Annotated in this window: 12 protein-coding genes; 8 read left to right on the forward strand and 4 right to left on the reverse strand. The window is 62.6% G+C overall.

All coding sequences use genetic code 11. The features are described from left to right. Positions 1–15 precede the first annotated feature (15 nt). The 5 genes from LHFGNBLO_RS14175 (at position 16) to LHFGNBLO_RS14195 (ending at position 5,385) form a co-directional block, all read left to right on the forward strand. Entirely contained in the window at positions 16–1,188 is a 1,173-nt protein-coding gene (locus tag LHFGNBLO_RS14175; protein ID WP_258608311.1) for an iron-containing alcohol dehydrogenase, read from the forward strand. A gap of 243 nt (positions 1,189–1,431) precedes the next feature. After that, entirely contained in the window at positions 1,432–2,538 is a 1,107-nt protein-coding gene (locus tag LHFGNBLO_RS14180) for an ABC transporter substrate-binding protein (protein ID WP_258608313.1), read from the forward strand. A 64-nt stretch (positions 2,539–2,602) separates the two neighbouring features. Next, on the forward strand, positions 2,603–3,517 hold the full coding sequence (locus LHFGNBLO_RS14185; RefSeq protein ID WP_258608315.1) for an ABC transporter permease: 915 nt from the start codon (positions 2,603–2,605) through the stop codon (positions 3,515–3,517). Continuing rightward, on the forward strand, positions 3,514–4,305 hold the full coding sequence (locus LHFGNBLO_RS14190) for an ABC transporter permease (RefSeq protein ID WP_258608317.1): 792 nt from the start codon (positions 3,514–3,516) through the stop codon (positions 4,303–4,305). The genes LHFGNBLO_RS14185 and LHFGNBLO_RS14190 overlap by 4 nt, the downstream gene beginning before the upstream one ends. A 15-nt stretch (positions 4,306–4,320) precedes the next feature. Next, on the forward strand, positions 4,321–5,385 hold the full coding sequence (locus LHFGNBLO_RS14195; protein ID WP_258608319.1) for an ABC transporter ATP-binding protein: 1,065 nt from the start codon (positions 4,321–4,323) through the stop codon (positions 5,383–5,385). A gap of 21 nt (positions 5,386–5,406) precedes the next feature. Here the strand turns inward: LHFGNBLO_RS14195 and LHFGNBLO_RS14200 are convergent, their stop codons facing one another. Then, on the reverse strand, positions 5,407–6,033 hold the full coding sequence (locus tag LHFGNBLO_RS14200) for a glutathione S-transferase family protein (protein ID WP_258608321.1): 627 nt from the start codon (positions 6,031–6,033) through the stop codon (positions 5,407–5,409). Positions 6,034–6,152: 119 nt separating this feature from the next. On the opposite strand from LHFGNBLO_RS14200, the gene LHFGNBLO_RS14205 reads away from it, so the two are divergent. From LHFGNBLO_RS14205 to LHFGNBLO_RS14215, 3 genes are all read left to right on the forward strand, one after another. Continuing rightward, on the forward strand, positions 6,153–7,703 hold the full coding sequence (locus tag LHFGNBLO_RS14205; RefSeq protein ID WP_258608323.1) for a cation:proton antiporter: 1,551 nt from the start codon (positions 6,153–6,155) through the stop codon (positions 7,701–7,703). An 89-nt stretch (positions 7,704–7,792) separates the two neighbouring features. After that, positions 7,793–8,686, forward strand: a complete 894-nt coding sequence (locus tag LHFGNBLO_RS14210; RefSeq protein ID WP_258608325.1) for an endonuclease/exonuclease/phosphatase family protein — start codon at positions 7,793–7,795, stop codon at positions 8,684–8,686. Then, positions 8,683–9,528: an EamA family transporter gene (locus LHFGNBLO_RS14215; protein WP_258608326.1), complete on the forward strand. Its 846-nt coding sequence runs from the start codon at positions 8,683–8,685 to the stop codon at positions 9,526–9,528. Before LHFGNBLO_RS14210 ends, LHFGNBLO_RS14215 begins: the two co-directional genes overlap by 4 nt. 10 nt (positions 9,529–9,538) lie before the next feature. On the opposite strand, the gene LHFGNBLO_RS14220 is transcribed toward LHFGNBLO_RS14215, so the two are convergent. The 3 genes from LHFGNBLO_RS14220 to LHFGNBLO_RS14230 all read right to left on the reverse strand — a co-directional run bounded on the left by LHFGNBLO_RS14220 (position 9,539) and on the right by LHFGNBLO_RS14230 (position 12,874). Continuing rightward, positions 9,539–10,756, reverse strand: coding sequence for an MFS transporter (locus tag LHFGNBLO_RS14220; RefSeq protein ID WP_258608327.1), 1,218 nt, complete (start codon positions 10,754–10,756; stop codon positions 9,539–9,541). 163 nt (positions 10,757–10,919) lie between these two features. Further along, positions 10,920–11,228, reverse strand: a complete 309-nt coding sequence (locus tag LHFGNBLO_RS14225; protein ID WP_258608328.1) for a Dabb family protein — start codon at positions 11,226–11,228, stop codon at positions 10,920–10,922. A 17-nt stretch (positions 11,229–11,245) separates the two neighbouring features. Next, positions 11,246–12,874 (reverse strand): GMC family oxidoreductase, encoded by a 1,629-nt coding sequence (locus LHFGNBLO_RS14230; protein ID WP_258608329.1) that lies wholly within the window; start codon positions 12,872–12,874, stop codon positions 11,246–11,248. Between the last annotated feature and the right edge of the window lies 1 nt (position 12,875).

Genomic DNA, 12,875 nt, shown 5'->3' on the forward strand with positions numbered 1-12,875 from the left:
TTTCGAAAGACAAAAATGTCCAAGCTCATCTCCAAATGGAACTACCCCACCACCGTGCGTTTCGGCGCCGGGCGCATCAGGGAATTGCCTGAAGTGCTGGAGGCAACCGGCATCAAGCGGCCGCTGTTCGTCACCGATCCGGGGTTGGCCAAACTGCCGGTCGTCGCCTCGACCCTGAAGATCCTCGACGACGCCAAGGTTCCCTATGGCGTGTTTTCCGAGGTGAAGCCGAACCCGGTGGATTCCAATCTGACCGCCGGCATCGCCGTGTTCAAGAAGGGCAAGCATGACGGCGTCATCGCCTTCGGCGGCGGCTCGGCGCTCGACCTCGGCAAGCTGATCGCTTTCCAGGCCGGGCAGACCCGGCCGGTCTGGGATTTCGAGGACGTGGGCGATTGGTGGACGCGCGCCAACTCGGACGCGATCGCGCCGATCATCGCCGTGCCGACCACGGCCGGCACCGGCTCGGAAGTCGGCCGCGCCGGCGTCATCACCAATGAGGCGACGCACACCAAGAAGGTCATCTTCCATCCAAAGCTTTTGCCGGCGATCGTCATTGCCGATCCGGAACTTTCGGTCGGGATGCCAGGCTTCATCACCGCTGGCACCGGCATGGATGCGCTCGCCCATTGCCTCGAGGCCTATTGCGCGCCTGGCTATCATCCGATGGCCGACGGCATCGCGGTGGAAGGCGTGCGGCTGGTCTTTGAAAACCTGCCGAAAGCCTATGCCAATGGCAAGGATCTCGTCGCCCGCGCCCATATGATGAGCGCGGCCGCCATGGGGGCCGCGGCCTTCCAGAAGGGGTTGGGCGCCATCCATTCGCTGTCGCATCCGATCGGCGCGCTCTACGACACTCATCACGGCATGACCAATGCCGTTTTCATGCCCTATGTGCTGGCCTTCAACCGCGACGCCATCGAGGTGCGCATCGCAAGGCTCGCCGCCTATTGCGGCATCAAGGGTGGCTTCGATGGTTTTGCAAAGGCGGTCATCAAGCTGCGCAAGGAGCTGAAGGTGCCGCATGCGCTGCCGGGCCTGATCAAGGGCCTCGACATGGACAGGAAGCGCAAGGGCCTGATCGCCGACATGGCGGTGGTCGATCCGACCGCCGGCGGCAACCCGGTCAAGCTGACCAAAAAGGCGGCGCTGACGCTGCTGGAAAACGCCATCGCTGGTACAGTGTGAAAGCGTTTTCCGAGGAAAAATCGATCCAAAAAAGAGATACAAAACAAGGGGGAGGGGATGAAGGGCAAGGCAGAAAGTCATTAGCCGGAAAAATAATCGCGAGGCGATTGCTACATCAAGTTAAAAAGAGTTTACTTTTTCGTACTGCGGGGTGCCGGTTTCATAAAGCTTTCATCTGGCTGTCACATGAAAACGATACCGGATCGCAGGCGTCCAACGGCGTCAGTTCAACGGAGAGAACACATGTTCAAATTCACGGGGAAAATGCTTTCCCTATCGGCCGTCGCCCTCATGGCGACCTCTGCCATCTCGTCGGCCCAGTCCTTGGATGAACTGGTTGCCGCCGCCAAGGCGGAAGGCCAGCTCACCACCATCGCGCTGCCACATGACTGGTGCGGCTACGGCGACGTCATCGCCGGATTCAAGGCGAAGTATCCGGAAATCACCATCAACGAGCTCAATCCCGATGCCGGCTCCGGCGACGAGATCGAGGCGATCAAAGCCAACAAGGACAACAAGGGCCCGCAGGCACCCGACGTTATCGACGTCGGCCTGTCCTTTGGCCCGACAGCCAAGGCCGATGGTCTGTTGATGCCTTACAAGGTGTCGACCTGGGACTCGATCCCGGACAGCGCCAAGGACGCCGATGGCGCCTGGTACGGTGACTACTACGGCGTTCTGTCGATGATGGTGAACAAGGATCTGGTCAAGGAATCGCCAACCGACTGGGCCGATCTTCTGAAGCCGGAATTTGCCAACTCGGTAGCCCTTGCCGGTGATCCGCGCGCCTCGAACCAGGCCATCCAGGCGGTTTACGCCGCCGGTCTGTCGTCGGGCGCCGCCGCTGGTGAAGCTGCCGGCACCGCTGGCCTCGACTTCTTCAAGAAGCTCAACGCCGCCGGCAATTTCGTTCCGGTCGTCGGCAAGCCCGCGACGCTCGCCCAGGGCCAGACCCCTATCCTGATCAACTGGGATTACAATGCGCTCGCTGGTCGTGACACGCTGAAGGGCAACCCGCCCGTCGACGTCGTGGTGCCGAAGACCGGCGTTGTCGCCGGTGTCTACGTGCAGGCGATCAGCGCCTACGCGCCGCATCCGAACGCAGCCAAGCTCTGGATGGAGTACCTCTATTCCGACGAAGGCCAGATCGGCTGGCTGAAGGGCTATTGCCACCCGATCCGCTTCAACGATCTCGCCAAGAACGGCAAGATCCCGGCGGACGTGTTGGCCAAGCTGCCCCCGGCCGAATCCTACGCCTCGGCAGTGTTCCCGACGCTCGACGAGCAGGGCAAGGCCAAGGAAGCCATCAGCAAGAACTGGGACGCCGTTGTCGGCGCCAACGTCAAGTAAGACTTGAAATCGATCCGGGCGGCTGCATGGCCGCCCGGACTCCCTCCAGGACGGTAGCCGGCGCATGACCGATCTCTCGCTTTCCGATCAGGCAATTGCTGGGAAGACCGCGCCCCCAGGCGAGGCGCGCGCATTGCGACTGCCGACGCAATGGCTTGGCGTTGCGCCTTTCTTCATCTTCGCCATCATGTTCCTGATCCTGCCCACACTTTATCTGATGCTGGGCGCATTCCAGAACAATGATGGCGAGTTCACGCTGGAAAACATCGCCGCCTTGGCGCAGCCATCGATCGTTGCCGCCTATTGGATATCGATCAAGGTCAGCCTTGCCTCGGCGCTAATCGGCGCGTTCGCCGGTCTGGCAATTGCCATCGCCATCGTGCGCGGCGGCCTGCCCGACTGGATACGTTCAGCGACGTTGACATTTTCCGGCGTGGCCTCCAATTTCGCCGGCGTGCCGCTGGCCTTCGCCTTCCTCGCCACGCTCGGCAGGCTGGGCCTTGCCACAGTAATCCTGAACACCGTATTCGGTCTCAACATCTATGCGCACGGGTTCAACATCCTGTCCTTCTGGGGCCTGACGCTGACCTATGTCTATTTCCAGATCCCGCTGATGGTGGTCATCATCACGCCGGCGATCGACGGGTTGAAGAAGGAATGGGGCGAAGCGGCGGCGACGCTCGGCGCCACCACCGCGCAATATTGGCGCATGGTGGTCATTCCGGTGATCTGGCCGAGTTTTCTCGGCACCGTCATCCTTTTGTTCGCCAATGCCTTCGGCGCCATCGCCACCGCCTATGCGCTGACCGGCTCGTCGCTCAACATCGTACCGATCCTGCTCTATGCGCAAATCCGCGGTGACGTGCTGCACAACCCGCATCTGGGCTATGCGATCGCCTTCGGCATGATCGTCATCACCGGCCTAGCCAATGTCTTCTACATCTGGTTCCGGACCCGTTCCGAGAGGTGGCTCAAATGAAGTCCGGACGTTTCTGGGCCTGGGTCGTCTTCATCCTCGGCGCCGCCTATTTCTTCATTCCGCTGATCGCGACGGTGGAATTTTCCATGCGCATGCGCCGCGGCGTCTATTCCTTCGACGCCTATCAGATCGTGCTCGGCGATCCGCGCTTCCAGGCGACCTTTGGCTATTCGGTTCTTGCTGCCGTCTTCACCATCATTCTCGGCGTCTTGATCGTGGTGCCGGCGGCGTATTGGATCCGGTTGCGACTGCCGCAGTTGCGGCCGATCGTCGAGTTCATCACGCTGTTGCCGTTGGTCATTCCAGCCATCGTCATCGTCTTCGGCTACATCAGGATGTACGGCTCGAATTCGCCTCTGCCCTTCCTGGCGAGTGACCGGGGTACCGACCTGCTGCTGGTGATCGGCTATGCGACATTGGCGCTGCCCTATATGTATCGCGCCGTCGACACCGGGCTTCGCACCATCGACGTGCGCACGCTGACGGAAGCAGCCCAAATCCTGGGCGCCGGCTGGGGTACGATCATCACCCGCGTCATCCTGCCCAATGTGCTGATCGCGGTGCTGTCGGGCGCCTTTCTCACCTTCGCCATCGTCATTGGCGAGTTCACCATGGCCAGCCTGCTCAACCGGCCGGCCTTTGGCCCCTATCTGCAGAACATCGGTGCCAACCGCGCCTATGAGCCGGCGGCCCTTGCCATCATCGCCTTCGCCATCACCTGGGGCTGCATGTCGCTGATCCAGATCCTGTCCCGCTTCGCGCCGAGATCGGCGAACCGCCCGAACTGATCGAAAGAAAAAACCATGGCCGAACCGTTCCTCTCCATCCAGCACGTGCGAAAATCCTTCGGCGCCACCACCGTGGTCCAGGATTTCAACCTCGACGTGGAACCAGGCGAATTCGTCTCCTTCCTCGGACCATCGGGCTGCGGCAAGACGACGGTGCTGCGCATGGTCGCCGGCTTCGAGGAGCCGAGCGCCGGCAAGATCGTCGTGGCTGGCAAGGACATCACAAGGCTGAAGCCGAACCAGCGCAATGTCGGCATGGTGTTCCAGGCCTATGCGCTGTTCCCGAACCTGACGGTGGCGCAGAACATCGCCTTCGGGCTGAAGGTGGCGGGCATGCCCAAGGCTGATGCCGACAAGCGCGTTGCCGAGATGCTCGATATCATCAAGCTGCCGCAGATGGGCGACCGCTATCCCTACCAGCTGTCCGGCGGTCAACAGCAGCGTATCGCGCTGGCGCGTGCTATCGCGCCGAAGCCGAAGCTTTTGCTGCTCGACGAACCGCTGTCGGCGCTCGACGCCAAGGTGCGCGTGTCGCTGCGCGAGGAAATCCGGTCGATCCAGAAGAAGCTCGGCATCACCACCATCTTCGTCACTCACGATCAGGAAGAGGCGCTGTCGATCTCCGACCGCATTGCCGTCATGTATGGCGGCAAGGCCGAGCAGGTCGGCACGCCGTTCGAGATCTACAACCGGCCGGCGACGAAGTTCGTCGCCAATTTCGTCGGCACGCTCAACGTGCTCGAAGGCACCGTCACCGATGCCGCTTCGGGCAGGGTGCGGGTCAACAGCGAGGAAGTCCTGCTCAAGGGCAAGCTCAACGGTTCCAAGTCCGGCGACACGCTGTCGCTGGCGCTGCGGCCCGAAGCGATTTCGCTCGGCCGCCAGCCCGGCCGCGATTCCAGCCTTTCGGGTGAAATATCAGAGGTGCATTTCCTCGGCTCGGTGATCCGTGTTCGCGTCGGCATCGGCGGCAGCACGGTCTCGCTCGACACGTTCAACAGCCCGGCCACCCCGCCGCCTGCCGTCGGCGAAAAGGCCGAGATTTCGTTCTCCTCCGGCGATATGTTGGTGCTGCACTAAAGGCAGCGGCAAAGACCTGCTTCAAGCCGGCGGGATGAAAGGCTGCGAGATCGCCTGAAAGACGGGCAAGGCCTCCATCCGCGCGGCGTGAGCCTCGAGCGCCGGAAAGCCGGTCAGCGGAACCAGGCCCGGATGTGCTTCGCCGAGGAAACGCAGCACGGCGGTAACCGCGACATCGGCATGGCCGATGCGGTCACCGAACCAGTAGGTCCCGGGCCTCACGGCGCGGTCCGCTTCCAATGCGGCCAGGACGCTCTCTATCTGCGTCCGGCAGCGGCCGACCCAAAGGTCGGAGACCTTCTCGTGCAAGCGCTTTTCGTAAAACAGGCTGACGCTCTTGTCGCCGAGCCCCGTGGCCAGGGCAGCGATCCTGAGCGCCTGATGGCGGGCGGGCTCGCTTGTCGGAAACATCCTTTGCTCGGCCAGGACAAGACTGTCGAGATAATCGAGCATCAAATGGCTTTCCGTCAGCACCTCGCCGTCGTCCAGCACCAGTGTCGGCACACGGATCAGCGGGTTATAGGAACGGATCTTGTCGGCATCGCCGAAGGCGGACCACGGTCGATGCTCGAAGGGCAGGCCGTACAAAGTCAGCGCTATGCCGACGCGGCGAACAAAAGGCGAGTCATATTGGCCGATGAGGATCATGACCAAGGCTTATACGCCGGCAACCGGGTCAAAGCATACTGCCAGGCAGCCTGAGCATAGTGGACAATCAACAGCATCCCGCGGCTTTGCCGCTGCCAATAGTCCCGCTACGATAGGGTATGGCCCTTTTCGAACTGACCCTTGTTCTCCTGCTGATCGCCGTTGCGCTGACGGCTTTGTCGCGGCGTATCCAGATTCCCTATCCAGCCTTGCTGGCATTGGCAGGCGCCGGTATCGCCTTCCTGCCCGGCGCGCCGACAATTGAGATCGACCCGGAACTGGCACTTGCCCTGTTCATCGCGCCGGTGCTTCTCGATGCCGCCTATGACACCTCATTGCGCGATCTCAATCGCTACCGACTGCCGCTTGCCTTGCTGGCATTCGGCGCTGTCATTTTCACCACCGTGACTGTCGCGCTGGTCGGCTGGAAAATGGCGGGCCTGCCGATCGCCGCGGCTATTGCCCTTGGCGCGATCGTGGCGCCGCCCGACGCCGTCGCGGCCGCGGCGGTGCTCGGACAGTTCAAGGTGCCGCATCGCATCACCGCCATCCTGCAAGGCGAGAGCCTGCTCAACGACGCCACCGCGCTGCTGATCTACCGTTTCGCGGTTACGGCTGCACTCGGCCCAGTCCTTCTGCGCGACGCCGTGCCAACGATCTTGCTATCGACGGTCGGTAGCCTCGCTGCCGGTTATGTACTTGGCCGTCTCTCGTTGCTGATGCTCACTCGTATCGGGGATGCGGCGAGCAGTACAGTGGTGCAATTCGCCGGGACATTCGGGGTCTGGATCCTGGCCGACAGGCTGGGGCTTTCAGCCATCATCACGATCGTCGTCTATGCCATGACCATTGCGCGCACGGGACCGCGCCTCATGTCGGCCAGAAGGCGCGTCAGCACCTATTCGGTCTGGGAGTCGGCGGTGTTCGTGCTCAACGTGCTGGCCTTCGTGCTGATGGGCCTTCAGGCGCGCTCGATCGTCGAGCGGCTTGCCGGGCAGGGGCAAGCCGAAGCGTTCGTGTTTGCCGCAGCGGTTCTCGCCGTCGTCATCGTTTCGCGTCTTGTCTGGGTGCTGGGCTGCGGCGTGATCCTTCGATGGCTAGCCCGCTTCGGTGATGCGGAGCGCCAGGCGCAGGCTCCGTCCTTACGCGGCGGCGTGCTCATCGGCTGGTGCGGTATGCGCGGCCTGGTGACCCTTGTCGCGGCGTTTGCCTTGCCGCAGGACTTTCCCGGCCGCGACCCGATCGTGCTCGCCGCCTTCACAGTCGTCCTCGGCACGCTGGTGCTGCAGGGCATGAGCCTGAAGCCGCTGTTGCGCTGGCTTGATCTCGATCCGGACGAAACGATCGACCGTGAGGTTGCGCAGGCGCGCGTCGCCATCATGCAGGCGGCGCTGGATGTCTTGAGCCGCAAGACGTCGAATGCCGCAGCTGCGGTGCGCGAGCAATATACCGCCCAGCGCACGATCGCCGAAAATCCCGAGGATGCCGAGGCAGCGACCGAATACGACCGGTTGCGTCTCTATGCCATCAAGAGCCAGCGTGATGCGCTGGAAGAACTACGCCGCGACGGAACGATCGGCGACGAAGCGTATCATCGCCTGGAGGAGGAAATCGACTGGTCGGAACTTGCCGCCTCTCCGGCCGGACGGTTCCAGCCGCTGACGACCTAGCGGCTGGCCCAGTTCCGTCATTCGCCCGGCACATTGCAACGCTATCGCCGAACCGCTACTGCCTTCACCGAAACTGAGCCGGATAAGCAATGAAGCTGGTCAGCTACAACATCCAGTACGGGTTCGGCAGCGACGGCCGATACGATCTCGCGCGTTGTGCCAGAATCGTGGCCGGCGCCGATATCATCGCGTTGCAGGAAGTCGAACGGCACTGGCAGCGCAGCAATGAGGACGACCAGCCGGAACTTCTTTCCCGGCTGCTGCCCGGCTATCACTGGGTCTATGGTCCGGCCTTCGACATGGACGCCAGCGAACAGCGCGACGGTCTTGTCGTCAACCGGCGCCGGCAGTTCGGCACCATGGTGCTGTCGAAGCTGCCGATCGTCTGGTCGCGCCTGCATACGCTGCCGCTGCGTAGGACGCTGCGTCCGCTCAACACCCGCAATGCAGCACTCGAATGCATGATCCGTACGCCGGCCGGTCCGGTGCGGGTGCTGTCGCTGCATCTCGCCCATATAGCCGCCGAGGAGCGGCTGGAACAGATCGACTATCTCTTAGGCCAGCATCGCCGGGCGCCGTCCGATGGCGGCCCATGGAGCGGCGCCGACGATGAGCCCGCCCGCAACTGGAGCAACGGCGAAGCCGAGCCGGAAAACCCGCTGGCGGCGATCTGGATGGGCGATTTCAACATGGAGCAGGGCAGCGCCGAATACCAACGCATCGTCGGCAGCACGCCCTATCATCACGGCGCGGCCTATCTCGACGGTTTCGTCGATGCTGCTGCCGTTGCCTGCGAGCCGACGACGGATTTCCACACTCATGTGAAGACCATCGACGGCAGATTGACCAAGCGCCGGCTCGACCATTGCTTTGTCGGCGGCATGTTTGCCGGGCGCGTGCGCTCGGTCAGCGCCGACATCGGCGAAATCGCCTCGGACCATTTTCCGCTGCGGGTCGACATCGACCTGGAAACGCCGGCATGACGCTTTTTGTCTTCTTCGCAGTGCTAGCCGCCGCTGCCATGCACGCGATCTGGAACGCGCTGGTCAAGGTCCATCTCGACCGTTTCCTGTCGATCACGCTGATGACGCTCGGCATGGGTGTTGCTGCACTGCTGGCCTTGCCGTTCGTCGAGGTACCGAAAGCCGAGGTGTGGCCGTTCATCCTCGCTTCGGTGGTCTTCCACATGGGCTACAGGACGTTCCTGATCGGCGCCTACAAGGCCGGCGACTTCGCCCAGACCTATCCGCTGGCACGCGGCACCGCGCCACTGCTTGCCGCCCTCGGCGGCATGGTGGTGGTCAAGGAGGTGCCGGCGCCGCTCGCCATTCTCGGCATTCTGCTGTTGTCGGCCGGCACGCTGGTGATGTCGTTTCGTGGCGGCGCGCATCTGGAAAAGCTCAACCTGCGCGCAGTCGGCTTTGCGCTGGGCACATCGATCTTCATCGCCAGCTACACGCTGTCCGACGGCAGCGGCGCGCGGCTGGCCGCCACCGCAACAAGCTATGCCGCCTGGCTGTTCGTCTGCGATGCCGCGTGGGCGCTGGTGCTGTGCCTCGTCTTTCGCGGCCCTAAGGCGTTGCCGGTGCTGGCGCGCGACTGGAAGACGGGTCTGTTCACCGGCGTGCTCAGTGGCGCTGCCTACTGGATCGTGATGTGGGCGATGACCAAGGCGCCGATCGCATCGGTGGCGTCGCTGCGCGAAACATCGATCCTGTTCGCCATGATGATCTCGGTGTTCGCGCTGGGCGAAAGGATGACGGGCTGGCGCGGTGCCGCCGCGCTCAGCATCGTCGCCGGAGTCGTAGCGCTCAGGCTTGGCTAGCTGCCGAACTTCAGCCCAGCACAGTCATCACCTGGCCGCGCCTTTCCGGGCTGAAGCGGATGACGACGATGATGCAGACGGCGACCACGCCGGCAAAAAGCGCCAGCGCGTAGCTGTAACTGCCGCCGGCGCCTTCAGCGATGCCTGCCTGATAGGGGCCGCCATAGGAGGCGGCGAGATTGCCGGCCTGGTAGATGAAGCCGGGCAAGGTCGCACGCACCGCGCCAGGCGAAAGCTCGTTGAGGTGCACCGGGATAACGCCCCATGCGCCCTGGACCGCGACCTGCATGACGAAGGCGCCGATGGCGAGCATGAAAGGTGTGGTGCTGTAGGCCCACAACGGAATCGACGGCAAGGCGATCAAGCAAGCCAAGGTGATCGCATTGACGCGACCGATCTTCTCGGAAAGCGCACCGAACGCCAGGCCACCAACGATGGCGCCGATATTGGCAACGATGGTGATCCAGCTCACTGTCTGCGGGTCAAAGCCGTGCTGCTTCTTCAGAAAGGTTGGATAGAGATCCTGCGTGCCATGGCTGAAGAAATTGAAGAACATCATGAGCACGACAGCATAGAGGGCGACGCCCCAATGCTTTTGCAGCGTTTCGAGAAGCCCCGGCCTGGTTGCCTTCTGCGCGTCGACGAAGGCCGGTGATTCCGGCACATGCGAGCGGATGAACAGGACAATCAGTGCCGGCACGAAGCTGAGCAGGAACATGGCCCGCCAGCCGATCGTGTAGCCACCGATCGTGTGCTGGTAGAGCAGTCCATAGACCACCGCCGCCAAGAGGTAGCCGGCCGGATATCCGCATTGCAGGATACCCGAGACCATGCCGCGGGCGCTGGGCGGAATGGATTCCATGGCCAGTGAACTGCCAAGTCCCCATTCGCCGCCCATGGCGATGCCGAACAGGGCGCGCAGCGCGAGGAAGATGCCAAGATTGGGCGAGAAGGCGGCCAATGCGCCAATCACCGAGTAACTGACGATGTTGAGCATGAGGATCGGCTTGCGCCCGTATTTGTCGGCAAGCATGCCGAAGAAAAACGCGCCGATGAAGCGCGTCGCCAGCGTCAGGAACAGCGCCTTGGAGACAGCCGGGACATCAGCGTGGAATTCAGTTGCAATATCCGTGAGCAGGAATGTCAGCAGGAAGAAATCAAAGGCGTCGAGGGTCCAGCCCAGAAATGACGCCAGTACGGTTTTCTTCTGCTGCGAATTAAGGGGCAAAATGTTCCTCCTTCCATCATCATGGACGTGAGGAACTATCGGCCAGTTTGCGGAAGACCTGTGGTCACTTTTTCGCGTGGCTCATGTGATCGAACGCTGCCTGGAATGACAGGAAGGTGCGACGAGAGGCGCGGGAGTGACCGGTGTCATCGCTCGACTGGTTCTAGATTTCGAGATCGAACACCATCAGCCCGTCGGTACCACCTTCGAGTGCCGCGACCAGTCGGGCGCCGGCCCGCTGATGCGCCTCATGCACCAGATAGGCGTCGCGGGCGGCAGCATCGCGGAAGTCGATGGTGAAGCCGTGCGTGAAGCCGCGCGCAAAAGGTTCGGGGCTGGCATTGGCGCTGAACTCGACCTTGTTCATGCCGTCGATCGCCCAGCGCAGCCCCTCGAGGTCGGCATGGATCGCCGCGCGCTCGGTGGCGTCGACATCTCTGCGAAATCGAGCGAAAACACAGTGCCTGATCATTCGGCTACCCCCAGGATTTACGCTGCCTGATTGCCTGAGAATACCGCCGGCGGCAACGGCTCGCGACCAAGGACGAGATCGGCGCCCTTTTCGCCGACCATGATCGTCGGCGCATTGGTGTTGGAAGACGGCACGCGTGGCATCACCGAGGCGTCGCAGACGCGCAAGCCCTCGATCCCGCGCAGCCTGAGGTCGGGTGTCACAACCGCCATTTCGTCGTGGCCCATGCGGCAGGTGCCGACAGGATGGTGGTCGGTCTTGGAACTGCGGCAGGCGTAGTCGAACAGTTCATCATCGCTGGCCAAGGTGGGGCCGGGCAGCACTTCTCGCATCACGTAGGGTTGAAGTGCCTTCTGCCGCATGATCTCGCGTGCAAGCCTGAGACCCTTGATCGACATGTCGCGGTCGTAAGGATCGGACCAGTAGTTCGGATCGATCAGCGGATGGTCGGCGGGATCGGCGCTCTTCAGCCGCACCGTACCGCGCGAACGCGGCCGCAGGAAAGCCGAGTTCAAGGTGACGCCCGGGTTTCTCAGCTTCTCGACACCGGCCTCGATGCCGGAGCCGAGGCCGAGATGGAACTGGATATCGGGTGAGGCAGCGGTCGGGTCCGCGTACCAGAAGCCGCCGGTTTCGAACAGGCTGGAGGCCACCGGGCCTTTTTTCAGCAGCAGATATTGCAGGCCGGCCCACATTGTCCGGTGCAGCTTGGCGTAGTTGTCATAGGTGTGGTCGCCGGTGCATTCGGCGATGACGAAAAGGTCGAGATGGTCCTGCATGTTGGAGCCTACGCCGGGCAGGTCGTGCACCGGCGTGACACCAACCGATTTCAGGTGGTCGGCCGGGCCGATGCCCGACTGCATCAAGAGCTTAGGCGAGCCGATGGCGCCGGACGACACGATCACCTCGCGCTCGGCGCGCAGGATTTTCTTCTCGCCGCCCGGCCTGTCGACGATTTCGACGCCGATGGCGCGGCCCTTCTCGACGACAATGCGCGTCACCAGGACATCGGTCCTGACGGCCAGGTTCTTGCGGGCGCGGATCGGCTTGAGATAGGCGACCGAGGCCGAGGAGCGCCGGGCGTCTTTCTGGGTCAATTGATAGTAGCCGACGCCTTCTTGGCTGGCGCCGTTGAAGTCCGGATTGAAGGGGATGCCCATCTCCTGGCCGGCGCGAAAATAGGCTTCACAGATAGGCAGCGGCGAAATCGGGTTGGAGACGCCGAGCGGGCCCTGGTCGCCATGGAAATCGTTGGCGTAGCGCTGGTTGTTCTCGGCCCGCTTGAAATAGGGCAGTACGTCGCGATAACCCCAGCCGGCGAGGCCCTCCTCCTTCTCCCAGGCGTCGTAGTCGTGGGCATTGCCGCGCGTGTAGATCTGGGCGTTGATGGAAGAGCCGCCGCCGACGACCTTTGCCTGCGTGTACCAGAAGACGCGGTCCTTCATATGCTTCTGCGGCACTGTCGACCAGCCCCAGGAGGCGATACCCTTGGTCATCTTGGCGAAGCCAGCCGGCATATGGATATAGGGATGCCAGTCCTTGCCTCCGGCCTCGAGCAGAAGCACCTGATGCGATGGATCCTCGCTCAGCCGGTTGGCCAGAACGCAGCCGGCCGGGCCGGCGCCCACGATGATATAGTCGGTCATG

It is taken from the genome of Mesorhizobium sp. AR10 (assembly GCF_024746795.1).
Lineage (GTDB): Bacteria > Pseudomonadota > Alphaproteobacteria > Rhizobiales > Rhizobiaceae > Mesorhizobium.